This is a genomic window from Bacillus sp. SB49 (assembly GCF_000469135.2).
Lineage (GTDB): Bacteria > Bacillota > Bacilli > Bacillales > Halobacillaceae > Halobacillus.
The window spans coordinates 1,718,865-1,744,418 of the sequence record NZ_CP048117.1 but is presented as its reverse complement, the minus strand read 5'-3'; the positions used below and the strand labels follow the sequence as shown (position 1 = coordinate 1,744,418).

Annotated in this window: 25 protein-coding genes; all 25 read right to left on the bottom strand. The window is 45.7% G+C overall.

Going from position 1 to position 25,554, the window contains the following annotated elements:
- Window positions 1-393 carry a flagellar basal body rod protein FlgB gene (gene flgB, locus M662_RS09175; protein ID WP_026577470.1) on the bottom strand — a complete coding sequence of 131 codons (393 nt, stop codon included), beginning with the start codon at window positions 391-393 and terminating at the stop codon, window positions 1-3.
- Window positions 394-750: 357 nt separating this feature from the next.
- Window positions 751-2,081, bottom strand: a protein-coding gene (locus tag M662_RS09170) for an IS3 family transposase (protein WP_162129281.1) whose coding sequence is annotated in 2 segments (ribosomal slippage) — window positions 751-1,709 and window positions 1,709-2,081 — 1,332 coding nt in all. Because the reading frame shifts where the segments join, the coding sequence is not laid out codon by codon here.
- A gap of 142 nt (window positions 2,082-2,223) precedes the next feature.
- On the bottom strand, window positions 2,224-3,003 hold the full coding sequence (gene codY, locus M662_RS09165; RefSeq protein ID WP_026577471.1) for a GTP-sensing pleiotropic transcriptional regulator CodY: 780 nt from the start codon (window positions 3,001-3,003) through the stop codon (window positions 2,224-2,226).
- Window positions 3,004-3,031: 28 nt separating this feature from the next.
- Window positions 3,032-4,429 (bottom strand): ATP-dependent protease ATPase subunit HslU, encoded by a 1,398-nt coding sequence (gene hslU / locus M662_RS09160; RefSeq protein ID WP_008637897.1) that lies wholly within the window; start codon window positions 4,427-4,429, stop codon window positions 3,032-3,034.
- A gap of 12 nt (window positions 4,430-4,441) precedes the next feature.
- Window positions 4,442-4,987, bottom strand: coding sequence for an ATP-dependent protease subunit HslV (gene hslV / locus M662_RS09155; protein ID WP_008637896.1), 546 nt, complete (start codon window positions 4,985-4,987; stop codon window positions 4,442-4,444).
- A 5-nt stretch (window positions 4,988-4,992) separates the two neighbouring features.
- Complete coding sequence (xerC, locus tag M662_RS09150; protein ID WP_008637894.1) at window positions 4,993-5,892, bottom strand: tyrosine recombinase XerC; 900 nt, start codon at window positions 5,890-5,892, stop codon at window positions 4,993-4,995.
- 287 nt (window positions 5,893-6,179) lie between these two features.
- Entirely contained in the window at window positions 6,180-8,255 is a 2,076-nt protein-coding gene (gene topA / locus M662_RS09145) for a type I DNA topoisomerase (RefSeq protein WP_008637892.1), read from the bottom strand.
- A gap of 384 nt (window positions 8,256-8,639) precedes the next feature.
- A complete protein-coding gene (dprA, locus tag M662_RS09140; RefSeq protein ID WP_026577473.1) occupies window positions 8,640-9,509 on the bottom strand; it encodes a DNA-processing protein DprA in 870 nt (289 codons plus the stop codon).
- Between the two features lie 67 nt (window positions 9,510-9,576).
- On the bottom strand, window positions 9,577-10,479 hold the full coding sequence (sucD, locus tag M662_RS09135) for a succinate--CoA ligase subunit alpha (protein WP_008637886.1): 903 nt from the start codon (window positions 10,477-10,479) through the stop codon (window positions 9,577-9,579).
- An 18-nt stretch (window positions 10,480-10,497) separates the two neighbouring features.
- A complete protein-coding gene (gene sucC / locus M662_RS09130) occupies window positions 10,498-11,658 on the bottom strand; it encodes an ADP-forming succinate--CoA ligase subunit beta (protein ID WP_008637885.1) in 1,161 nt (386 codons plus the stop codon).
- 136 nt (window positions 11,659-11,794) lie between these two features.
- Window positions 11,795-12,067, bottom strand: coding sequence for an EscU/YscU/HrcU family type III secretion system export apparatus switch protein (locus M662_RS09125; protein WP_008637883.1), 273 nt, complete (start codon window positions 12,065-12,067; stop codon window positions 11,795-11,797).
- Window positions 12,064-13,725 carry a hypothetical protein gene (locus tag M662_RS09120; protein ID WP_026577474.1) on the bottom strand — a complete coding sequence of 554 codons (1,662 nt, stop codon included), beginning with the start codon at window positions 13,723-13,725 and terminating at the stop codon, window positions 12,064-12,066. Before M662_RS09120 ends, M662_RS09125 begins: the two co-directional genes overlap by 4 nt.
- A gap of 16 nt (window positions 13,726-13,741) precedes the next feature.
- Entirely contained in the window at window positions 13,742-14,506 is a 765-nt protein-coding gene (locus tag M662_RS09115; RefSeq protein WP_008637880.1) for a ribonuclease HII, read from the bottom strand.
- Window positions 14,507-14,614: 108 nt separating this feature from the next.
- On the bottom strand, window positions 14,615-15,457 hold the full coding sequence (gene ylqF / locus M662_RS09110; protein ID WP_008637877.1) for a ribosome biogenesis GTPase YlqF: 843 nt from the start codon (window positions 15,455-15,457) through the stop codon (window positions 14,615-14,617).
- 10 nt (window positions 15,458-15,467) lie between these two features.
- Window positions 15,468-16,016, bottom strand: a complete 549-nt coding sequence (gene lepB, locus M662_RS09105) for a signal peptidase I (protein ID WP_026577475.1) — start codon at window positions 16,014-16,016, stop codon at window positions 15,468-15,470.
- A 107-nt stretch (window positions 16,017-16,123) separates the two neighbouring features.
- On the bottom strand, window positions 16,124-16,468 hold the full coding sequence (rplS, locus tag M662_RS09100) for a 50S ribosomal protein L19 (protein ID WP_008637874.1): 345 nt from the start codon (window positions 16,466-16,468) through the stop codon (window positions 16,124-16,126).
- Between the two features lie 127 nt (window positions 16,469-16,595).
- Window positions 16,596-17,327, bottom strand: a complete 732-nt coding sequence (trmD, locus tag M662_RS09095) for a tRNA (guanosine(37)-N1)-methyltransferase TrmD (protein ID WP_026577476.1) — start codon at window positions 17,325-17,327, stop codon at window positions 16,596-16,598.
- Window positions 17,327-17,842, bottom strand: a complete 516-nt coding sequence (gene rimM / locus M662_RS09090) for a ribosome maturation factor RimM (protein WP_008637870.1) — start codon at window positions 17,840-17,842, stop codon at window positions 17,327-17,329. The genes trmD and rimM overlap by 1 nt, the downstream gene beginning before the upstream one ends.
- A gap of 8 nt (window positions 17,843-17,850) precedes the next feature.
- A complete protein-coding gene (locus M662_RS09085; RefSeq protein WP_008637869.1) occupies window positions 17,851-18,237 on the bottom strand; it encodes a YlqD family protein in 387 nt (128 codons plus the stop codon).
- Window positions 18,238-18,317: 80 nt separating this feature from the next.
- Window positions 18,318-18,545: a KH domain-containing protein gene (locus M662_RS09080; protein ID WP_008637868.1), complete on the bottom strand. Its 228-nt coding sequence runs from the start codon at window positions 18,543-18,545 to the stop codon at window positions 18,318-18,320.
- A gap of 18 nt (window positions 18,546-18,563) precedes the next feature.
- Complete coding sequence (rpsP, locus tag M662_RS09075) at window positions 18,564-18,833, bottom strand: 30S ribosomal protein S16 (RefSeq protein ID WP_008637867.1); 270 nt, start codon at window positions 18,831-18,833, stop codon at window positions 18,564-18,566.
- Window positions 18,834-18,918: 85 nt separating this feature from the next.
- On the bottom strand, window positions 18,919-20,259 hold the full coding sequence (ffh, locus tag M662_RS09070; RefSeq protein ID WP_026577477.1) for a signal recognition particle protein: 1,341 nt from the start codon (window positions 20,257-20,259) through the stop codon (window positions 18,919-18,921).
- A gap of 12 nt (window positions 20,260-20,271) precedes the next feature.
- Window positions 20,272-20,601 carry a putative DNA-binding protein gene (locus M662_RS09065; protein ID WP_008637865.1) on the bottom strand — a complete coding sequence of 110 codons (330 nt, stop codon included), beginning with the start codon at window positions 20,599-20,601 and terminating at the stop codon, window positions 20,272-20,274.
- A 75-nt stretch (window positions 20,602-20,676) separates the two neighbouring features.
- Window positions 20,677-21,933, bottom strand: a complete 1,257-nt coding sequence (ftsY, locus tag M662_RS09060) for a signal recognition particle-docking protein FtsY (RefSeq protein ID WP_026577478.1) — start codon at window positions 21,931-21,933, stop codon at window positions 20,677-20,679.
- A 13-nt stretch (window positions 21,934-21,946) separates the two neighbouring features.
- Window positions 21,947-25,507: a chromosome segregation protein SMC gene (gene smc / locus M662_RS09055; protein WP_026577479.1), complete on the bottom strand. Its 3,561-nt coding sequence runs from the start codon at window positions 25,505-25,507 to the stop codon at window positions 21,947-21,949.
- Window positions 25,508-25,554: the final 47 nt, after the last annotated feature.

The following is a 25,554-nucleotide window of genomic DNA, read 5'->3' as shown; positions in this document are numbered from 1 at the left end:
CTATCTACCTCCTTTTATCACCGACTCCAAGCTTTTGAATTTCCCGCTCATCCGATCGACCAGTGCCTCATACTGAATTTGATTTTGAGCAAGGTCATTCATTTCTTTATCCACATCTACGTTGTTGCCGTTATGGCTGTACGTCGTCCCGGTTTTAGTAAAGGTATGAAAAGAATTGGACGTACGAGCCCGGAAATCAATGTGACGCTCATCTGTCCGTTTTGTCTGAATAGAAGCCAGCTCTCCATTCAACACGTCCTGAAAAGCTACTCCTTTAGCCTTATATCCAGGGGTGTCAACATTAGCTATATTGTTGGATATTGTTCTGTTTTTAGCTGTTGTGAAGTTTAAAGCCTGTTCCAATGTGGAAAAAGTACTACTGAATATGGTCATCGGCATCTCCTTTGTTTCCTTTATTCGACATTTTCTTTGATTACAGAAACAATTTTAAAAAAATTTGTATACCTCTGTCTATCTTTCCCGAATGATTTTTACAGAAGCTTACCAAACACATCGAAAGAACTAGGTTTTTAATCCCCTTAATATGGAAAATAGTTACATATGTACAGGTCTTCTATTATAATGAACATTATGACATAGTTAATTGTCGAATTGTATTAATTTTTTGTCAAATATTCAAAATACTACTTATGTAAGTCATTTAAGGATAATTATGTAATTATTGCATAAAAAAAGCCGCTTTCAGCTGTGAACTGTAACCTATAATTCGGACAGTTTATAAAAAGAACCTTAGGCGGCTAGGAGATGATCTCGGTATTGCACCGGGGTCATCTTATTTAAATTCCACTGATATCTTTTATTATTATATTTTGCTATATACTGGTTAATTTCTTCTTTAAGTTGGCTTAAGCTTTCACATGATTGGTGATCCACCATATCCTTTAAATGACCAAAGAATGATTCCATAGGTGCATTATCCCAACAGTTACCTTTTCGGGACATGGACTGACGAAGGCCAGCTTCTCTCACTCTAGATTGGAATTTGGGGTGAGTGTAATGAAACCCTTGATCCGAATGAATCATTGCTTCTGGATGGAAAGATTTTACGGTGTCTTGAAGTTTCTCTAACGTTCGGTAAACAATATCCATCCCTAGGGAAGTAGATATATGGTGAGCTACAATTTCCTTTGTTGTACTATCTTTCACGCAAGAAAGATATGCTTTTTGACCTTTCCCAAAATACGTGTAAGTGATATCAGTCAAAAAGACTTTTCCGGGTTCTAGTTGTGTGAACTCTCGGTTAAGATGGTTTGGGCACGTACGATGCTCTTGAGTGGCTTTCAACATTTGTTTGTATGGTTTAGCCTGTCTGATCTTTGCCGAAAGATCAAATTTCTTCATTAATCTTCGAATTTTTTTATGATTCATGATGACCCCATAATCATTTTCGAGAATCAACTTAATTTGCAGAGCTCCTACTTTCTCATGGTTTTGTGAGAAGATAACTTGAATAATTTGTATATCCTTTTCGTCTTTCTGATTTTTCACTTGTCTTTTGGAATCACTATTTATCCACGCATAATATCCACTTCGACTTACTCCTGTGAATTCACATAAATAAGAGACCATACTCCTTAAGGAGTAATTATGGATTGTTTCATAAATAAGCTGATAGACTTCTGATGGAGTTATTTTCGTTTCTTCTTCAACGCCTGCCTTTCGAGTTTGTCTAGCTTTTTTAAAAAATCATTTTCAGCCTCTAAGTACTTAATACGAGCTTCCGCTTTCTCAAGTTTTTCTTCCGCAGACATCTTCTTTGAAGAAGGTCGACCTTTACTTCCTTTTCCACGACGGTCTCCCTCCAGACCAAGTTCTCCGTACTTTTCAAATGTGTTACGCCAGCGCTTTAAGCATCTTCTGGGTTGATCCTTCCCAATCACTACTAAATCAAATCCGTGCTCTTCAAATATTTGAGATGGAAAGTTTCCATTCTGATATTCCTGAATTGCAGCTTTCTTAAATAAAGGATGGTATGTGATAGAACGTTCCGATACCTTTACGACATTCGGATTGTCCTCTAATTGTTTCATTTCCGTATTTGAATAAAGATGTTTACTCATAGTCACACTCCGTTCATATATTTATTTTGATTATAAACGGGTTTCCTTCCTTGAAACAGAAATAACCCGAATAACGGGGCACTTTTTTATAAGTGTCCATTATTCGGGTTATAGTTCACTGAAAGCGGCTTTTTTTATTATTTTAATTCGTACGAAGCTTTTGAAGCTCCAGTAGGAAATTATTATTAAGCACTTTGATATACGTACCTTTCATTCCCAATGAGCGTGATTCGATGACACCCGCACTTTCAAGCTTACGAAGCGCGTTTACAATGACGGAACGTGTGATTCCGACACGGTCTGCAATTTTACTGGCAACAAGTAGTCCTTCATTACCTTCCAGTTCATCGAAGATATGCTCGATGGCCTCCAATTCACTGTAGGAAAGAGAAGAAATTGCCATTTGAACGACAGCTTTGCTGCGGGCTTCCTGTTCAATCTCTTCTGTCTTCTCGTGCAGGATCTCCATTCCGACAACGGTTGCACCATACTCAGCAAGCAGCAGGTCATCATCATTAAAACTTCCGTTCAGACGGCTCAGGATCAACGTTCCTAAGCGCTGACCACCTCCGATGATTGGTACGATTGTCGTCAATCCTTCTTTGAACAATTCCTTGTTCTCTACAGGGAAAGCCGTATACTCGCTGTCAATATCGATGTCCGGCGTCGTTTCCTTAATGTTGAATAAATTTTGGGTATACTCCTGTGGAAACTGTCGTTCAGAGAACATTGCGTTCATGCGCTCGTTTTCAATTTCCTGGTTGATGGCGAAGCCGAGCAGCTTCCCACGGCGGCTTACAACGAATGTATTCGCTTCGATAACGTCTCTCATCGTTGCGGACATTTCATTAAAATCCACCGATTTTCCTGTTGTTGTTTGTAACATAGCATTGATTCTGCGTGCACGTTCTAGAAGTTTCATGTGCGTTTCCTCCTTGTTGATCTCATCCTTATAGAATGAATCGTGATAAGTCTTTGTTTTTTACAATAGATGATAGTTTGCTGTCTACATACTGTGGTGTAATCTCGATCGTTTCCATCGTAACGTCAGGAGCTTCAAAGGATAGGTCCTCAAGCAGCTTCTCCAAGATTGTATGGAGACGCCGAGCTCCTATATTGTCGGTTTCCTGGTTCACTTCGTGAGCGATTTCTGCAAGTCTAGTAATAGCATCGTCAGAAAATTCAACCTTTATACCTTCAACTTCAAGTAATGCTTTATATTGTTTCAAAAGCGCATTGGAGGGTTCTGTCAAAATGTTCTTGAAATCCGCGACGCTCAGTTTATTCAATTCGACCCGGATCGGGAACCTTCCCTGGAGCTCAGGGATGAGATCGGACGGTTTAGCCATATGAAAGGCACCGGCAGCAATGAACAAAATATGATCGGTCGATACGGGGCCGTATTTCGTGACGACCGTTGAACCTTCAACGATCGGCAGAATATCACGTTGAACCCCTTCTCTGGAGACGTTCGCCTGATTGTCTCCTTTCGCTGCCACCTTATCAATCTCGTCGATAAAGATCATCCCGGACTGTTCCACCTTGGAAACGGCTTCCTGTCCGACTTCATCCATATCCACAAGCTTGCCTGCTTCCTCTTGTGTCAATACCTTTCGGGCTTCTGCAACAGAGAGCTTCCGTTTCTTCTTCTTCTTCGGCATGAACTGGCTGAAAGCATCCTGCATGTTCATTCCCATCTGTTCCATCCCGGAACCTTGCAGCATATCGAACATGGATGCTTGAGATTCTTCCACGTCAATTGTGACCATGCGATCCTCAAGCTCGCCGAGATCCAACTGATGTCTGATGCGGCTACGCTTCGTTTCAATTTCCGTTTCGTCTTTATCCTCAGCGGAATCCTTATCCTCTTGACCGCCTTGATTAAAGATCATCTCAAACGGGTTCTTAAAGTTGTTGCCCTGCTTCTTTTTGGAAGGGACCAGCAGCTTGACGAGTCTTTTGTTCGCCTGCTCCTCTGCACGGTCTTTGACCGCTTCCATCTTCTCCTGTTTAACCATACGGACAGCCATCTCTACAAGATCACGAACCATGGACTCTACATCGCGTCCGACGTAACCTACTTCCGTAAATTTCGTCGCTTCCACTTTTACAAATGGCGCACCGACCAGTTTGGCAAGACGGCGGGCAATCTCTGTCTTCCCTACCCCCGTCGGTCCCATCATTAGGATGTTCTTCGGAACAATTTCATCCTTCAGGTCATCCGTCAGCTGCATGCGACGGTATCTATTCCGAAGAGCGATCGCGACAGAACGCTTGGCACTGCCCTGGCCGATAATATATTGGTCGAGCCTTTCGACGATTTCTCTAGGCGTTAAATTTAATGACATACGTATGCCCCCTTAATCGAGAACTTCCAAAATGATTTGATCATTGGTGAATACACAAATTTCACCTGCAATTTCAAGTGCAGCTCTGGCTATCTGTTCCGCGGACTGCTCTGGGGAATAGCGCTTAAGCGCTCTTCCTGCACTGAGGGCGAAATTACCTCCGGAACCGATGGCTAAAATACCATCATCCGGTTCTATTACTTCCCCTGTACCAGACACTAGAAACATGTTTTCTTTATCCATTACGATCAACATCGCTTCCAGCTTACGGAGAACGTTATCGCTCCGCCACTCTTTTGCAAGCTCTACCGATGCTCTTGCAAGGTTGCCGTCGTAACTCTCCAACTTCCCTTCGAACTTCTCGAAAAGAGTGAATGCATCTGCAACAGAACCGGCAAAACCAGCGAGCACCTGATCATTGAATAATCGCCGCACCTTACGTGCGGTATGTTTCATGACGACTTGATTTCCTAGGGTAACCTGACCGTCACCGCTCATCGCACTTTTCCCCTGATGCTGTACTGCGAATATCGTTGTAGCATGAAATTGTTGATCCATAACCTTCACCTCTTATTTGCTCTTGGATGGGCATTCATATAAACATTCCGTAACCGGTCTTTCGTAACATGGGTGTAAATTTGTGTAGAAGACAGGTGCTCATGTCCAAGCAGTTCCTGAACTGCACGGAGATCGGCTCCTTCGTTCAGAAGATGAGTGGCAAAGGAGTGACGCAGTTTATGCGGATGAATATCCACAGTAAGCGCTGCCTTCTGCACCATTCTCTTCAAAATCAGACGAACACCGTCGGCCCGGAGAGGTCCACCTTTAGCGTTTAGAAACACTCGATTCGTCGCTTCGGTCCTTTTTTCAGACAAAACTTTTCTGCCGCTGTTGATATAGGTTTCAAGTGCTTCTCCCGCATATTGGCCGAACGGGACATACCTTTCCTTTCGCCCCTTCCCGTGTACCAGGACGGTACGCAGAGAAAAATCGATGTCTCCCATTTCCACTCTCACGCATTCGCTGACCCGAATACCTGTTCCATACAGTAGCTCGATAAGCGCCTGGTCCCTCTGTCCAAGAGGGGTATCAAGGTCACTTACCGTAAATAAATGCTCCAGTTCTTCTGAATAGAAGAATTCAGGGATTGGTGCATCCTCTTTTGGAAGCGAAACGTTGATGAAGGGATTATTCGCGAGAACCTCTTCTCTCTCTAAAAAGCGGAAGAAACTTCTCAGACTAGATATTTTTCGAGAAACCGATCTTCTGGAGTACCCGTGCTCATGCTGCCTCGATAAAAAGACCCGGATCACAGGGTAATCACAGTCGTGTATAGTGAAGCCTTCAGATTGCAGAAAATCAGCAAATTCATCGATGTCTCTTCCGTAATGTTTCACGGTCAATGGTGAAGCATTTTTCTCAATCTGAAGATATTCCATGAATTCTTCTTTATAATTCTGCATCGTTTTTTGTCACCTCGCAAAGGCGCTTAAATTTTATCACATGCATGTTCCGAATAACAATGGATTTAATAAAAATGTAACAAAATTCTGAATTGTTTCCAACTATAAGCAATCGACTTGAGCATGTTTAAGTCATTAGTCATGGGTCCAACCTTATTTAACCAGCTGTCAAGTATGTAGCCTTACCAAACCGTAATTATAGCGCCACCTACTTCCGGTGTCAATCAAAAAGGGAAAAGAGCCTACAACTATAAGGATAGTCATAGGCTCTTATTTATATAACCGGATTATGCCTGCGGCTCTTCTTTATAATCACAGCTTGTACATTGGATTTGAGTGCCCTTCTTGACTTTCTTCTCCACAAGAAGCGATTCACATTTCGGACAAGGGCGGCTGATCGGTTTATCCCATGAAATGAAATCACATTCCGGGTACCGTTCACAACCGAAGAATTTCCGGTTTTTCTTACTTTTTCTTTCCACTACTTCGCCTTCTTCACACTTCGGACAAGTGACGCCAACCTTTTTAAGGATCGGCTTCGTATTCCGGCATTCCGGGAAGTTGGAGCAGGCGAGGAATTTTCCGTAACGGCCCATCTTGTAGACCATTTCATGACCGCAATTCTCACAATCAATCCCAGCCGGTTCGTCTTTGATTTCCACTTCTTCCATTTCTTTCTCCGCTTTTTCCAAGCGGGGCTCGAAACCTTTGTAGAAGTGCTGGATGATATTCACCCACTCCTCCTTGCCGTCTTCAATGGCATCGAGGTCATCTTCCATTTCTTTCGTAAAGTCGACGTCAATGATTTCAGGGAAGTACTCCTTCAATTGTTCTAAGACGATTTCCCCTAATTCCGTCGGTACAAAACGCTTATTATCAAGGGCTACGTACCCACGACGCTGAATGGTGTCAAGTGTAGGAGCATAGGTGGACGGACGACCTATACCAAGTTCTTCCAGCGTTTTTACCAAGCGGGCCTCTGTGTATCGCGGAGGCGGCTGGGTGAAATGCTGATTCGGCTTGATTTCTTCCGCTTTCACCGTCATTCCTTCTTCCAGATGAGGAAGCAGTTTATCTTTCTCTTTTTTATTATCATCGTTTCCTTCCACATATACCTTCATGAAACCTTTGAATTTCACTTCTGATCCTGTGGCACGGAACTCCACTCCTTCATTATAAAGGTGGACAGTCATCGTATCGAGTACGGCAGGAGCCATCTGACTGGCGATGAAACGATCCCAAATCAGTTTATAAAGGCGGTACTGGTCGCGGGAAAGAATGCTCTTCATAGCTTTAGGATCACGGTCGGCACCCGTCGGTCTAATGGCTTCGTGTGCGTCTTGTGCTCCTTCCTGCTTCTTCGCTTTCTTATCTGCACCCAGGTACTCTTTGCCAAAGTGGCCTTCCACATACTGTTTCGCATCTTCTTTAGCGGAATTAGACAGCCTTGTGGAGTCTGTACGCATGTAGGTAATTAAACCCGTCGTGCCTTGTTTTCCGCCAAGATCAATCCCTTCATATAACTGCTGTGCGATCATCATGGTTTTCTTGGCTCGGAAGTTCAATTTCCGCGCCGCTTCCTGTTGTAAAGAAGAAGTCGTGAACGGAAGGGACGGATTCCGTCTGCGCTCTCGTTTGTTGACTTTTTCAACGGAAAAATCTTTTCCCTTCATACGGCTCTGTATTTCTTTAACGTCGTTTTCTGTCTTCAATTCCTGCTTCTTCCCATCAACACCATAGAATGATCCTTGGAAAGCTTCCTTATCCTTCAAGAAATCAGCGTCGATCGTCCAATACTCTTCAGGCTCGAAGCTCTTAATCTCATTTTCCCGATCGATAATTATTTTTACGGCTACGGACTGCACACGACCGGCGCTCAAACCTTTCTTAACTTTCTTCCAAAGGATCGGGCTGATGTTGTATCCAACAAGGCGATCAAGAATCCGGCGTGCCTGCTGGGCGTCAACGAGATCCGAATCGATCGAACGCGGATGTTTGAAAGAATCTTTGATCGCTTCCTTCGTAATTTCGTTGAAGACGACCCTGCAGTCGGAGGTATCATCAATATCGAGGCTGTGGGCAAGGTGCCAGGCAATTGCTTCCCCTTCACGGTCGGGGTCGGCTGCGAGATATACTTTCTTCGCTTTCTTTGCAGCGGTTTTCAGTTCTTTCAGGACGGGCCCTTTACCACGGATGGTTATATATTTTGGTTCGAATTCATTTTCAACATCTACACCCATTTGACTTTTCGGTAAGTCGCGGATGTGACCAAGTGAAGCCTTCACTTTGTATTTTTTTCCGAGATAGCGTTCAATTGTTTTTGCTTTCGCTGGTGATTCAACGATTACAAGATAATCTGCCATGTAGGTTCCTCCCATAGAGGTAAATTTCTCTGTTCCATTCTTTGATAATTTTTCATAAATAAATCTTCCCTATTATTAAATACAATGAAACCGTTTGTCAAACATGTTTCTTGAAAAACAACGCCCCGAGTTAAGCCGCATCTCCTTAAGTATCTCCCTGTTCACCCCGAAATTATCTCCTTTTGAATTCTCGGAACAGGAAAGCGTTTCCTACGAAAAACAGCGTGATATCAACCTTTTGAGGAAACGGTTCGGTACGTTTAATAAACAGAATATATGGAAACGGCACCTTTTGGCAATACATATGTTCGGGAGCGTGAAAAAAGTTACAATTTAATGAAATATCGGTCGGATATGGAAGCGAAAAGGAAACGATCCCAGTTTCTATTCCCAATCCTCCCATATATCCTCATAGGTATGGACAAGTTTCGCACCATCGTTGATCATCCGATGGCACCCTTCGCTCGTTTGACTTCCCGCCGGACCTGGCAGAGCATAGACGTCCCTCCCCTGCTCGAGAGCCTGATCGACCGTTATAAGGGTCCCGCTTCTAAGGCGTGCTTCCACTACAAACGTCGCTGTAGATAGACCGGAAATAATACGATTTCTTTCTGGAAAGTGATACTTCTTAGGCGGCTGATCCGGCGGATATTCACTGATGACGAGTTGATTTTCAGCGAGGGTTCTATAAAGACTCTCATTATTACGGGGATAGACATGATGAAAACCGGAACCGAGCACAGCTATCGTTCTTCCCTTATTTTCCACTGCCAGCTGATGGGCATATTGATCGATTCCCTTGGCCATTCCGCTGATGATTGTAAAGCCCTTATCTATCAGCGGGACTAGAACGGACGTCATCGCAGGATAGGCATATTTGGAAGGCTTTCTTGTTCCAATGACGCTCAACGGGCGAAAGGGGTGTAATAGAGAAGCGTCTCCTTGGAGATATAAAATGAGAGGAGGATCTGGGATTGTTCGGAGAAGGGGTGGATAATGCCTGTCGAACCATGTAACAACACGGCCGTGTTGTAAGATTTTGTCGAGTTTCTTCATTATATTAGGGTCGTTCCTATGATGAATGATACCAGCAGCACGGACGGGGGAAATACCAAGCATATGGACAAGCTCCTCCGCATCGGCACGGTACGGTAACAGCAGATCTGAATCTGCTCTCCCTATCCTTTTTAACAAAGAACGGGACATTCCCGGGATTTGATGCAGGGCGATCAAACGTGTTCTCCTGTTATTCAATCAGGCACCTTCTTTCCATTAGATAGAGACCGTGCCTTTAGATCGACACGGCCTCCGCCTTAGTTACTTAGTGGGTCTTGCATTTATCGAAGAGATTTTGCTCTTTCAACACTTTTATAAGCGTTTCTCCCATAACGGAAGGGGTTTCCGCCACTTCGATTCCGCATTCATTCATGACGCGGATTTTTTCGTCAGCTGTACCTTTACCGCCTGAAATAATGGCACCGGCATGCCCCATACGCTTGCCGGGAGGTGCTGTACGGCCTCCGATAAATCCAACGACCGGCTTCTTCATATTGGCTTTTACCCATTCGGCTGCCTCTTCTTCTGCCGTTCCGCCGATTTCCCCGATCATAATTACGGCTTCTGTATCTGGGTCTTCGTTGAAAGCTTTCAAAACGTCGATGAAGTCTGTGCCATTGACAGGGTCACCGCCGATTCCGACAGCAGTCGACTGGCCGATACCGGACTCTGACAACTGATGAACCGCTTCATATGTGAGTGTTCCGGAACGGGATACAACTCCGACATGTCCTTTTTTGTGGATGTAGCCCGGCATAATACCGATTTTACACTCATCCGGAGTAATAACACCAGGGCAGTTAGGACCGACAAGGCGCGTTTTCTTTCCTTCCATGTATCGTTTTACTTTAACCATATCCAAAACCGGGATATGTTCTGTAATGCAGATAGCGAGATCAACCTCTGCATCTGTCGCTTCCATAATCGCGTCAGCTGCGAATGGTGCAGGTACATAGATGACGGATGCGTTGGCTCCTGTTTTTTCTACAGCTTCTGACACAGTATTGAATACCGGAATACCTTCGACTTCGGTTCCACCTTTACCAGGTGTCACTCCTCCGACGATTTGTGTACCGTAATCCACCATTTGTTTCGTATGGAATAGTGCAGTCGAACCTGTGATACCTTGGACTATTACCTTTGTATTCTTATCAATATAGACACTCATCCGTTTTCCCCACCTTTCTTACTTGACCAGTTCTACGATTTTTTGTGCACCTTCTGCCATGGAATCTGCAGAAGTGATATTTAGTCCGGATTCTTCAAGAATTTTCTTCCCTGCATCCACGTTCGTTCCTTCTAAACGTACGACAAGTGGAAGCGTAAGCCCGATTTGTTTAGTCGCCTCTACGACGCCCTGGGCAATGACGTCACACTTCATAATTCCTCCGAAAATGTTCACAAAGATTCCTTTTACGTTTTCATCGGACAGGATGATCTTAAACGCTTCGGTTACCTTCTCCGCAGTCGCACCGCCTCCTACGTCAAGGAAGTTAGCAGGATCACCACTGTAGTGTTTAATTGTATCCATAGTCGCCATTGCCAGGCCCGCACCGTTTACCATACAACCGATATTGCCGTCTAATGCAATATAGCTAAGGTCATACTTGGACGCTTCTACTTCTTTCGGATCCTCTTCATCCAAATCGCGAAGTTCAGCAATATCCTTCTGACGGAACAAAGCATTGTCATCAAAATTCAGTTTGGAATCCAGAGCGATGACGTCTCCGTCTCCGGTTGTGACTAAGGGATTGATTTCAGCTACAGAACAATCCTTTTGTACGAAGACGTCATAAAGTCCGAGCATGAACTTGACAGCTTTTCCGACCGCCTCCTTCGGAATATTGATTTGGAACGCCAACCGGCGCGCCTGGAACGGCGTCAAGCCTGTCACCGGGTCAACTACTTCTTTGAAAATTTTCTCCGGTGTAGCTTCTGCTACTTCTTCAATTTCTGTTCCGCCCTCTTCTGAGGCCATCATTGTTACTTTGCTTGTTGCACGGTCAAGGACAAGCCCGATGTAATATTCACTTTGAATATCGCAGCCTTCTTCAATTAGTAAGCGCTTTACTTCTTTACCTTCTGGACCAGTTTGATGGGTTACCAGGGTGCTTCCCAGTATCTCTTCCGCGTATGTACGCACTTCATCAAGATTCTTGGCAATCTTGACTCCTCCGGCTTTCCCACGTCCACCTGCGTGGATTTGTGCTTTTACTACAGTCACGCTGCTACCTAATTTCTCCGCTGCTTCAACAGCTTCATCTACGGTATATGCTACGTGGCCGTTCGGCACAGAAACGCCGAAATCACGCAAGATTTGTTTTCCTTGATACTCGTGAATATTCATGTTTCATCCTCCCATCATTTTTCACTGCATGTCCATTGTATAAAAAAACGCTATCAATTGTCCATACTAAGCTAGATTTCTGTCGAAAAATTCGCAAGATTGACAGATATTTTATTATGTAAACACAATCTATGCATTAAGAATTTCCCCATTCTTTGTCAGCTTTATAGACGAAAGCGAAAACTTCAGCAACGACATGATACAAATCTTCCGGAATGTGTTCATTCAAATCCAGTTCAGACAATAACTCCACGAGAGTCGGGTCTTCATGGACCGGAACATCGTGCTGCTCCCCTTTTTGTAGAATACGATCGGCCGTGCTGCCCGTCCCCTTCGCTTTTACTACCGGTGCCGCATGATGACCCGATTGATACCGGAGGGCGACCGCCCTTTTCTGTTTCTTGTTCATATCCACACATCTACTCCTTTCTTATCCGTTGCAGTTGTCTTCGGAGCACAGGTCTCTTTGGAATCATACACATGAAACTTTACCAGCCGGTATCCCTGCTCCGACAAACCTTGCTCCAGCTCTTTTTTATAGGATTCGACAAGGGCACCCGCTCCTTTTACCCCCGGCTCAACGAGTACGGATACGTTTTTATTATTGATTCGAAGGTCAAGGACCGTCTCGTCCAGGCTTTCAAGATTTAGATAAAATAGGATGTGACAGAATGACGGGTCCAAAGCTGAGCTGTTCCGCTTCTTCTTCCCGTCCATGGTTATGTAAATGTCACCGGAAGCATGAAAGACGGCTCCAGGGAGCTGAAGAAACAGCTGTACTCCTTGATCCGTCTCCCTGCGTGAGATCGACTGCATTTTATTTAACGTGTTCAGAGTCTCCTTGAGTACTTGCGGGGCCAGCAGGGCTTTTGATTCCGGATGCAGCAACAGAGATTTCAGGCTGTCTCTTTGTGGTTCTCCTGAAACCATCCGCTTTTCAGAATCGAATCCGTAACTGGCAACAGCCGCTTTCAAACGAATGTATGCATGTTCCTTTTCCGAAAGCTTAAGGAATATGCTTAATCGGCTGACCCAGTCCACCAGCAGGTCAATCATGGCCGGATCGTTTCTTATATGATGAAGACGACTAAGTAAATCAGGCCACACTTTGTCTACGGCCGGAGAAGAAAAACCAGGAGGAGAAGCAGTATCCTCTATCATCCCTTTTTCCAACGTGGTGGCAAAAGGAAGAAGAGGTGCTTTATGTGAAAGAGATGTCTTCATAATAGTAGGGGGATCAACCAACTCTCGAGACTGGACAACATCCCACACCCCTTTTAGTTTTTCCGCCATCTTTTCCAGGCTTTGTGGAAAGGGAGGTGATTCTTCCCCGTTTTCTGCCCATTGAAGCCAGGCAGAACGATAGGATGAAAAGGACTGGGTGGAAATTAAACCAATTTGACGGAAGAGCTGATACGAGCTTCGGTCTCCTTCTACGACTTCCCGTAACAGTTTCTCTGCAGCAGATCCGGCTGCCGATTCCGAGGAATTCTCTGCCGTGAAGTGTGTCAGGACGCCTTGCAGCTTATTGATACGTCGTGATATCGGAGCTTGAGAGAGTGCTTGTTCCAGCTTGGCAAATGTTGCAGTGACAGAATGGGAGGCTTTCCTCACCAAGCTGTTAATCAGCGCAGGAGGTACCGTAAGCCCGCTCCTGGCCATGACCTGTATGAATTCGGCACTGTTTCGATCACTCTGTAAAAGAGGAAGGAATGGAGCGGTATGTGGTTGGGGGAAGACGGGGAGTGTATCCAGCATTGCTTTATCTGTGGAGAGGGGCTGTCTTCCTCCGGTCCGGGCAGGCATGGCTGCATGCCGCCCTTCGCGCAAAGCTTCCCACTTCATCACAGGTTCCGTTTCCAGTACTTTAAAGAAGTAGGTTCTGCCTTCTTTAACGTTAGACTGGGTATGAATAGAAAAAGAGCGGCCGCCGACTTCGACGACCGTTTTAGTACCCTGTGGGCGCTCTGACACATATCCTCTCACTACCTGATTCTTACCAGGGGTCTCCTTCATAGCAGCGTTTTGGATAATCGGACCGAGTTTGGACCAAATACCATTCAACATGATTATACGCCCTTTCTTACAAGACAGATTTCACAGGAGCGAAGCTCTTTCTATGGGCAGGTGTCGCTCCCAGCGTTCTCAACGCCTCTAAATGCTCACTCGTCCCGTACCCCTGATTAGACCGGAAATGATAACCAGGGTACGCCTCTTCCAGTTCTGCCATATAGCGATCTCGAGTTACTTTGGCGATGACGCTCGCAGCGGCAATGGATACACTACGTTGGTCACCTTTAACGAGGCTTGTCTGGCTGCAGGCTGGATAATCGATCTCCATGGCGTCAATAAGCAGGTGGTCAGGTGATACAGATAGCTGCTCTACTGCCCTCTTCATCGCCAATTTGGTAGCCTGATAGATATTCAAGCGATCGATCTCTTCACTTGATACGACACCTACGCCCCAGTCGGCCTCCTCCGTAATTCGGCAAAAGAACGCTTCTCTCTTCTTTAATGAAAGCTTCTTAGAGTCATCCAGACCCTCCAGATAGAAACCTTCCGGAAGAATGACGGCACCAGCAACGACCGGTCCGGCAAGCGGGCCTCTTCCTGCTTCATCAATTCCTGCAATCGCCTGCTTTCCTTGAGAAATCCATGCAATTTCAAATTGACGTTTCTCCTCGAACTGAGCTTTCTGCTCTGCTTTTTTTTCTTTCTCTTTCAAATAACGTTCCAAGAGCTTCTTGACACCTTTTCGTTCATCTCTTTGGAACGCCTCCCAATCTGCTGAAGTCATCGTTCCTTCTTTTATCCTTTTAGATATCTCTGCAATCGTCCGTTTTGACATGACAGTACGTCCACTACCTTTCTTCTTTTATCGGAAACATCTCTGCAATCATTAGCTTCTCTACATAAGAAAAAAGCGCAAGGCAGCTATTCCTGTGCGCTTTCTTCCTTATTCCGGACTTTCTAAACTGATCAAGCCGAATTTACCTGATCTTAGATCCTGAAGGATAACATCCGACACCTTCTCAAAATTGACGACGCCCCCGCTCTCGAGACACCCTCGTTTCCGACCAATCTGTTCGAAAGCTTCCATGATATCATCATAACGGTCGAATCCGAACCTCTCCTCAAGCAAAGCAGGATAATGGTCTCTCATGTAATCAAGAACATAAGCTGCCACATCTTCTTTCGGAAGGATCTGATCCTTGATCGTTCCGATGGCCGCAAGACGATAACCTACTTCTTCTTCTTCGAACTTCGGCCAGAGAATCCCTGGAGTATCAAGAAGCTCAAATTCCTTCTTCACTTTGATCCACTGCTGCTTAGTCGTTACCCCCGGCTTATCGCCGGTCTTGGCCATCTTTTTATTGGCAAGACGGTTGATGAGAGTGGATTTCCCAACGTTCGGGATGCCAAGAATCATTGCTCTGGAAGCACGCGGTCGAACGCCCTTTGCTTTCAATTTCTCCAGCTTCTCCCTGCCCAGCTCTTTCGCCTTCTGGACTACTCGTTGTACATCTTGTTTTTTATTTGCTTCAATTGCGACTGCCGGGATGGATGACGCTTCAAAATATTCGATCCACTCTGCTGTTTTCTGCGGATCGGCTAAGTCCTTCTTCATAAGGACGATCATCTTAGGTTTTTCTTGTAATATTTCATGCAGCATCGGGTTCTGGGAAGAGAAAGGTGCTCTTGCATCGACAAGTTCGATAACGAAATCGACGAGCTTCAACTTCTCTGCCGCTTCCCGCTTTGCTTTGGCCATGTGGCCGGGATACCATTGAATAGTCATCGTAAACCTCCTAATTAACAAGACTGACCCGATTAAGCGGCCAGTAGGACAAAACAGCCTGTCCGACAATTTGATCATCGGAGATCATGCCGAGCATCCGACTGTCTGTGGAATTGTTGCGATTGTCCCCAAGCACGAACAGATGCCCTTCCGGAACAACTTCATACGATCCGGGCAGCTCTTCCATGGAGAAGTCTTCGGTGAAACGCACACCCTCGGGAAGTTCGCTTTTTCTTTCATCAAGGAAAGGCTCGTCCACCGGTTCTCCGTTTACGAACAGCTGATCATTTTCATACTGAATGTGATCCCCGGGCAGACCGATGACACGTTTAATGTAATCTTTCCGCTCAGTCGCATGAAACACTACGACATCAAAACGATCCGCAGAGCCTAATGTATAGTTCAATTTACTAACGATCAAGTGATCCCCGCTATGTAGTGTATCCAGCATAGACGGCCCTTCAACAACAACCGGCGCAAACAGAAATACACGTACCACGACAGCAAGTACAGCTGCAATGACGAAAGCCTTTATCCAATCTAACCATTGTTGTTTCATACTAGTCCCCGCTTCCTGGGCATTCGAAACAGTTAAAAAGCTGTCTCCCAAATCTTTCTTGACTAGAAAAAAGGAGCTTGACAGATGCAAGCTCCTTTCTCTTGAAATTAGATAATTTCTTTAATACGTGCCGCTTTACCACGCAGGTTGCGCAAGTAGTAAAGTTTCGCACGACGTACTCTACCACGACGAGTACGCTCGATTTTAGCGATACGTGGAGAGTGAACAGGGAATGTACGCTCAACGCCTACACCGTAAGTAATTTTACGAACAGTGAATGTTTCGCTGATTCCGCCGTTCTGGCGCTTAATTACAACACCTTCGAATACCTGGATACGCTCGCGAGTACCCTCGACTACCTTCACGTGTACTTTTACAGTGTCACCAGGACGGAAGTCTGGGTGGTCTGTACGAAGCTGTTCTTTTGTAATGTCATGAATCAATTGTTGCATGATCTTCACTCCTTTTTAACTAATGCTCGTGTTTTCTATGAAACAGCGGAACATCGTTTTCCACTTAAACCGTTCGTTTAAGCACAAAGATTAATATACCACAGGACCGGGCAAAGTTCAACAGCTCTCAGCTATTTTCCCATTCCCTGATCCAAGATTTCTCCTTATCAGAGAGTTCCCTGTCTTTTAACAAATCCGGACGACGCTCGAATGTCCGTTTCAAGGATTGATAGTGGCGCCATTCTTCAATCTTGGCATGATTGCCTGACAGAAGGACATCCGGAACTTTACGTCCGCGGAAGTCAGCTGGTCTTGTATAGTGTGGATGTTCAAGCAGCCCGTTGGAAAAGGAATCCATCGGAGCTGATTGGTCATTACCAAGGACACCTGGTACAAGCCGCACCACGGAATCAATAACGACCATTGCCCCGAGTTCCCCACCCGTCAACACATAGTCTCCGAGTGATATTTCATCCGTTACAAGTTCTTCCCTTATCCGCTCATCATACCCCTCATAGTGACCGCATATGAACACTAAGTGGTCTTCCCGCGCCAATTCCTCCGCTTTCTTCTGGGAATGCGGTTCTCCCTGCGGGCATAAAAGGACGACCCGTGGTGGTTTTTCCGATTTGTCTTTGATGGCCTGAATGCTGTCAAAGATCGGCTGGGGTGATAATACGAGTCCTGCACCACCACCGTAGGGATAGTCATCCACTTTGTTATGCTTGTTCTCTGTATAATCCCGGAAATTCACATAATTATAAGTGAAGGCTCCCTGCTCTTGAGCCCGCTTCATAATAGAAGTCTGCAGCACCCCGTTGAACATTTCAGGAAAAAGCGTCAAAATATCGATATGCATCAGTCAAGCAGCCCCTCTATTGGATCGATGACCACCGTCTTGTTATCTACATCCACTTGCTTTACAACAGACTCTATATAAGGAATAAGGACATCTGCGCCCTGTTTTTGCTTGACAACCCAGACGTCGTTCGCACCAGGTGTCAGAATCTCCTTGATCAAACCAAGCTCTTCCCCTGTCTCCAAGTACACCGCACAGCCTATGATTTCATGGAAGTAAAATTCGTGCTCGCCAAGCGGAGCCTGAGCTTCCTCGGAAACCATCAGCTTCCCATTCTTATATTGTTCTACATCGTTAATGGAACCATGTTCCTCGAATCGAATCAGATCGAACCCCTTATGGATACGGTGCGTCGTTATGACGAGGGGTTTCGGCTCCTTGTTTTCTTGAACCAAGTAAAGCTGCTGTCCCGGCTGGAAGCGTTCGTCAAAATCCGTAACGCGATGGACCTTTACTTCCCCCTTGATGCCGTGTGTATTAATAATTTTTCCGACGTTGTACAATTGTTTATCCATGTATATGACTACCTCGCTCGTATGACTTTTCCATCTTTAATGACGATTTCCTGTTCCTGTGTTATGTCCTTCCAACAATCGCCTTCGTGGACGGTGACTAATACATCTACTTCGTCCGTCTTGAGCTCACTTCCATCAGGCAGGATGTCCAGCTGTGTCGATTGATATTCCAACCAGCGAAGCTGATCTTTTCTCCGGCTGATTTCTTTAGAGAATCTCTTCTCGACTTCCTGCTTCGAGAGGCCGGGTTTACGTTCCAACTTCTTTTGTTCGAACATCAATTGCTCACATTCCTGATCAAGCTGTTTCCATTTCTGGTCGAAGTTCCGCTTCATCTCTGCACGGCTATTATTGGTCAGTACTTCTTTTACCGGGACTCTTCTGATGATCTGCATCTTCGTTCCCTCACCACCGCTTCCTCATGCGTTTCATACATGAAACTAGTAAAAAAGGGAAAGGTTCTCCCTCTCCCTTCTTACATGATATCCAAATAGATTCGCTTATCGGAATCTGAGCCTGCCGCATACACGACAGTTCGAATCGCTTTCGCAATCCGCCCGTTCTTTCCGATCACTTTTCCAACATCATCGGGATGGACGGAAAGATGATAAATCAGTTTATGATCTTCTTCTTTTACGTCCACCTTGATGTCTTCGGGATGATCGACAAGCGGAGTGACGATCGTTTCGATTAAGGCTTTCATGGGATCACCACTACTTCGTTATTGGTTTTTCTTTTCGTGGAACTGCTTCATGATGCCTTCGTTTGAGAATAGGTTACGAACCGTGTCGCTTGGCTTCGCGCCGTTGGACATCCAGTCGATCGCTTTGTCAGCGTCGATCTTAACCTCTACAGGGTTAGCGACTGGGTTATATGTTCCGATTTGCTCGATGATGCGACCATCACGAGGAGAACGGGAATCTGCTACTACTACACGGTAAAATGGGTTACGTTTAGAACCCATACGTTTCAGGCGAATTTTTACTGCCATATTTAACAACCTCCAAAATTTCTTTAATGTTTCACACAGATTTAGATTTTAGCAGAAGTTCAATGGTGTGTAAAGGTTTTTTCCATTACATAAACGGAAATTTAAATCCTTTACCTTTTTTCCCTTTGGTATTGCTCATCTGCTTCATCATTTTCTTCATTTCTTCAAACTGTTTCAAAAGTCTGTTGACCTCGGAAACGGACGTTCCGGACCCTTTGGCGATCCGTTTCTTGCGGCTTGCGTTCATGACGGACGGATCCTGACGCTCATGCTTGGTCATCGACTGGATAATCGCTTCCACATGAACAATCTGTTTGTCATCAAACGAGACGTTCTGCAAGCCTTTCATCTTATTGGCGCCGGGGATCATGTTGAGGATCTCATCCAACGGCCCCATATTCTTCACCTGCTGCATCTGCTCAAGGAAATCCTCGAAAGTGAAAGAGGCTGTACGCATCTTCGTTTCAAGCTCACGCGCCTGCTTTTCATCAACCTGGGTCTGTGCCTTCTCGATGAGTGTAAGCATATCCCCCATCCCGAGAATACGGGATGCCATACGTTCCGGGTGGAACGTCTCAAGCTGATCGAGCTTCTCTCCCATACCGGCGAACTTAATCGGCTTCCCTGTTACTGCTTTAATGGAAAGAGCCGCACCACCGCGGGTATCCCCATCCAGTTTTGTCAGGAGTACGCCGCTTACATCTAGCTGCTCATCGAAGCTTTCCGCTACGTTGACAGCATCCTGCCCTGTCATCGCGTCGACGACGAGGAAGATTTCATCCGGGTTGACCGCTTCTTTGATTTCCTGCAGTTCTCCCATCAGATCTCCATCAATATGCAGTCGGCCGGCGGTATCGATCAGCACATAATCATAGTGCTCTTCCTTCGCCTTGGCGATAGCATTCTTCGCAATATCCACAGGATTCGCTTCCGTTCCTTCCGCATGAACAGGCATACTCAGCTGCTTGCCAAGCGTCTCCAGCTGCTGGATGGCGGCCGGGCGGTAAATATCTGCTGCGACGAGCAGCGGGCTGCGGTTGTAGCTTTTCCTTAGGAGGTTGGCAAGCTTTCCGGTGGTCGTCGTCTTACCGGCACCTTGAAGTCCGACCATCATAATGACAGTCGGTGGTCGTTTGGCGACGGCGATTTTGCTTTCGTTCCCACCCATAAGCTCGGTGAGTTCCTCTTTGACGACTTTGATAACCTGCTGCCCCGGAGTAAGGCTTTCCATTACTTCCTGGCCGATCGCGCGCTCTTTAATGCGCTTGACGAAGTCTTTGACGACTTTGAAGTTTACATCGGCCTCGAGGAGGGCGAGGCGAACTTCACGCGTCATTTCTTTTACATCTTGTTCGGTCACCTTCCCTTTGCCTTTGATTTTCTTAATCGTTTCCTGCAAACGGTCGGATAAACCTTCAAAAGCCATTGAAAGCCCCCCCTATTCTAATTCTTGTAGTTGTTCCAGCCAGTCATGGAATCGTTCCGGAAGCTTCTCTTGTTCTATTTCTGCTTCCATTTCTTTGATCACCTGCTGGCGTTTCTGGAATTTTTCATATAGCAGAAGTTTCTTTTCATATTCTTCCAGCATCGTCTCTGTTCGGCGAATGTTATCATAAACCGCTTGACGCGAGACATCAAAGGTTTCGGATATTTCACCAAGCGAGTAATCTTCGAGATAATATAACTCCATATAATTTCTTTGTTTAGGAGTCAACAACGATTGGTAGAAATCAAAAAGATAGTTGATACGTGTCGTTTTTTCCAGCACGTTGGAAGCACTCCTTGTTAAGTGAAATACCTTTACACATAAATATTAACGGAGCCTGTCCCCAGATGTCAAGGCTTAAGACGTTTTTTCTTCGTCCTCTTCATACTCATCGATCATGTCAGCAAACAAACCGTAGACGAATGCATGGGCGTCGAAGTTCTCAAGGTCGGTCACTTTCTCACCGAGGCCGACCAGTTTAACCGGAATGTCCAGCTCCTTACGGATGGCCAGGACAATTCCACCTTTAGCCGTCCCGTCAAGCTTGGAAAGCACGATACCGGTAACATCGGTCGCTTCTGCGAATGTCTTCGCCTGACTCATTGCATTCTGACCCGTTGTTGCATCAAGGACGAGCAGTACTTCATGAGGAGCACCCGGAGCTTCTCTTTCGATGACGCGCTTCACTTTGGAAAGCTCATTCATCAAATTGACTTTGTTCTGCAGTCGGCCGGCCGTATCACAGATGAGCACATCGGCATTTCTTGATTTGGCTGACTGGATCCCGTCAAAGATGACGGCTGCGGGATCGCTTCCTTCGCTGTGCTTCGTCACGTTCACGCCGACACGCTTACCCCACTCCTCCAACTGCTCAATCGCACCGGCACGGAATGTATCTCCTGCTGCAAGCGTTACGTTCTTCCCTTCTGACTTCAGGCGGTGTGCAAGTTTGCCGATTGTCGTCGTCTTTCCGACGCCGTTTACACCTACGAAGAGATAAATGGTCAAACCATCAGGGTTTTCTTTCAGGCCTTCCACTTCACCTGCATCATCATCTCCGTAATAGATTTCCACCAGTTTCTCGGAAATAACCTCCTTCACCTGCTGTGGATCTTTAATGTTCTTTCTTTTTACTTCCATTTCAAGCTCTTCAATCATTTCCATGACGGTTGTCACACCGACGTCTGCGGAAATGAGTACTTCTTCCAGCTCTTCGAAGAAATCTTCATCCACCGTGCGGTACCTGGCGACGAGGTCGTTTATTTTACTGGAAAAGGAGTTCCTTGTCTTTTGAAGGCCTCGTTTGAACTTCGAGGCGATGGTGTCTTTCTCTTCCTCCACGTCTGTTTCCGTTTCCGACTGGATTTCTTCTTCATCGGCTTCCTCAACTTCTTCCTGTTCTGTAGAAGAAGGATACTGCTCAGGTGATGCTTGACCGGCGGTTTCTTCAGACGTGTCCTTTTCCGGGGCAGGTACCTCTTCCGACTTGACTTCGGTCTCTCCATCAAGGGATTCCTGCTCTGTTTCTTCCTCTTGCTCTAAAGGGAGTTGTTCCTTTTTCTCTGTTTCTTCATTCTTCACAAACTTCTCTTTCAACTTTTTGAAAAAACTCATCGACTCATCCTTCCTACGCTTCCAATAATTCCGGTGCTTCTTCCAACCTGACAGAGACGAGTTTGGATACTCCCGACTCCTGCATCGTCACACCATAGAGTACATCTGATTCTTCCATCGTCCCTTTCCTGTGAGTAATGACGATGAACTGGGTTTTCGCACTAAACTCCTTCAGGAACTTTGCAAACCGGTCGACATTTGCCTCATCAAGAGCCGCTTCCACCTCGTCCAGGACACAGAACGGGACAGGTCTGACACGCAGGATGGAGAACAACAGCGCGATAGCAGTCAGCGCCCGTTCCCCTCCCGACAGAAGACTCATATTCTGCAGTTTCTTACCTGGTGGCTGGGCGACGATATCGACACCTGTTTCAAGCATATTATCAGGATCGGTAAGTTTAAGGTCGGCTTTTCCGCCTCCGAAGAGACTGCGGAACACTTCTCCGAATTCGTTACGGATCTTCGTAAACGTGTCTTCAAATTTCCGCTTCATCTCTCCGTCCATTTCTTCTATAACCGTATGAAGCGTCTGTTTCGCTTCCAACAGGTCGTCCTGTTGGGTCTTTAAGAACTCATATCGTTCAAGGATACGGTCATACTCATCAATAGCACCGATGTTTACAGTTCCCAATTCTTCAATGGCGCGCTTGATCAGCTTCACTTTCGTCTCTGCTGCAGCCATATCCTCTACAGGGGCATACTCCCGTTTCGCCTTCTCAAAGGTCATGACATATTCTTCCTGCAAGTAGGAAAGCATGTTCTCGAGCTCTACATCCTGGCGGTTAGCTTTGACTTCTTTCTGCTGAATGTCCTGGATAAAGTTCTGGTGGTTCCGTTTTAATTCCTTCAACAACTGCTCCGCCCTCTGAATGGAGAAGCCGTATTCATTCCGTTCTTTTCGGCGTTCCTGGATCAGGACAGAAGTCGTTTCCTTCCTCTGCTTCGTCTCCTCAATCAGTTCGAGCAGTTCTTCTTCCGTTTGGTTGGACTCTGCAACTTCCATCAACTGTTGATAAGAGGAACGGTTTCCACGGAGCTCTTGTTCAATGAGTGCTTTCTCCTCCAAGTAACGGCCGGTTTTCTCCTGCTGATTGGAATAGGCTGATTCCTGTTCGGCAAGCTTGATCTCAAGCTCCTGTTTTCGGTTGGTCAGCTTTGCTTCGTCCAACTTCTGGCGTTCTTTCGTGTCCGTCAGTTCATCGATTTTCTTCTGAATCAGTGTAAGTTCTTCCGCTAACGATGCAAGGACTTTCTCCAGGTTATTTAATTGATCATGGGCATCTTCCCTGTCCTGATCATACTGGGCCTGATCCTGATCGAAAAGCTGCAGTTGGTCATTCAGATGGTTCCATTTAAGTTCCAGCTCCCTCAAAGTCGATGCCTTCTCATATTCTTCCCTCTTCCATTCGGAGAGTTCCTGATTATGTCCGGCTGCTTCCTTCTCTTGAAGGGTGAGCTGCTCTTTCAGCTGCATAACCTTCCGCTCCATGTCTTTCGCCTTCTGGTCATACTCACCGATCTTGGCTGTGAGATCCTGCAGTTCTTTCTCCCTTGTAAACAGGGACTGGTTGGACTGTTTCTTTGCACCACCGGACATCGAACCGCCCGGATTCACAACATCCCCGTCTACTGTCACTATTCGGTATTTCCGGTTCAAATAGTTTGCAAGCTGGTTGGCACTCTTCAAATCCTCCGCAATCACGATATGACCGAGCAGGTGCTGAATCGCTTTTGCATAAGGTTCCTCATACTTTACTAACTCTCCCGCAATACCCACAAACCCGGGCTGACCGCCAAGCTTTTCTTTGCCATAGACAGAGCGTGCCTGAATGGCATCCAAAGGGAGGAACGTCGCCCTCCCTTTGTTGTTGCTCTTCAGCCAGTGAATCGCCTGTCTCCCTGTCCGCTCATCCTTGACCACGATGTGCTGCGCCTGAGCTCCAAGAGCCGTTTCAACAGCCGTTATTAAATCAGAGGGGATGTCAATGAGTTCAAGAACCGCTCCTTCCACACCAGGGAGCTGCCCTTTCTGACGAGCCTTCAGCACTTCCCTGACGCCTTGGAAATAACCGGTGAAGTCTTCTTTCATATCCTCAAGCATCTCTTTCTTGGAACGCATCTTCTCCAGATATTGATAGCCTTTATACAATTTCTCCTGCGACTCTTGGTAAGCCGTTCTGCTCTGCTCCACCTGAGCCGTTAATGATTGAATCGTGGATTCCAGCTTTTGCCTCTCACTCTTAACTTCTTCTTGTTCAGAAGTGGTCAACCGAAGCTGTTCTTCCAGTTTGGCTCGTTCATCCCTTAAATCTTTAAACTTATCGTTCTGCAATCCTTTTTTGGAATGAATCTGATTTAACTGTTTCTCCAAAAGCTGCTTCTCGTTCCGTTTGGCCGCTTGTTTATTCAACAGTTCAATGTACTCACTCTTCAAATCTTCGATCTGTTCTTCGATCCGGTTGACATCTTTATTCAGGGCCTGGTTCGTTTGGTTGAGTTCCCGCCTCGTTTCCTTACGGATCTGTTTGGTTTCCTCAAGGCGCTTCGTCTCTTCTTCCGCGGTCACCTTCAACCTCTCCAGTTTTTCAGAAAGGTCTTCGTATGCTTCTTCAAGCTTTGATTTATTCTCTTCGAAATGTTTATGGCGTTCCTTCATAAGTTGTTTCTTACCTTCAAAATTTTCAAGGTCTTTCGTGAGAACCAGCAATGTTTCCTGAAGATCTTCAATCGACTCATCCAACGCCTGCATGTCCGACCGCTGCTTCAAGACTGTTTGTTCTTTGTTATCAATCTTTAATTGTAAGGAAGCCTCTTCCGCTTTGATTTTCTCGAGGTCTTTCAAAAGTGCCTGCCATTCTCCGTGCAGCTTCTCAATTTGTGTGATGAGAAGGGAGATTTCTATATGTTTCAATTCATCTTTCTTCTCCAAGTAATCTTTAGCAATAGCCGCCTGTTCCTTCAAAGGCTCCAGCTGACCATCAATTTCATAAAGAATATCCTCGACACGGTTCAAGTTCTCTTGTGTCTCGGATAGTTTATATTCCGCTTTTTTCTTGCGCTGTTTGTATTTAAGCACACCGGCTGCTTCTTCAAAAATCGATCTGCGTTCTTCTGCCTTCGAACTTAATATCTCTTCCACTTTCCCTTGACTGATGATAGAGAAAGCTTCCCGTCCAAGGCCGGAATCCATAAATAGATCGACAATATCCTTTAAACGGCATGTTTGGTTATTAATATAAAACTCGCTTTCACCAGAACGATACACTCGTCTTGTGACACTGACTTCCTGATAGTCAAGAGGAAGTGCCTGATCGGTGTTATCTAATGTTAAAGTTACTTCCGCCATATTTAATGGCGCTCTTGTCTCACTGCCTGCAAAGATGATATCTTCCATCTTCGCACCGCGCAGGGAACGAGCGGACTGCTCACCAAGCACCCAGCGTATAGCATCGGTTATATTACTCTTTCCGCTGCCGTTAGGACCGACGACGGAAGTCACACCTGTTACAAAGTCGACGGTTACCCGTTCGGCAAATGATTTAAATCCAATAGTATCCAATTGTTTGAGGAACATACTCATCCTCCTGTATTTTCACAAATCTATCTGTCACTCAACTTGTA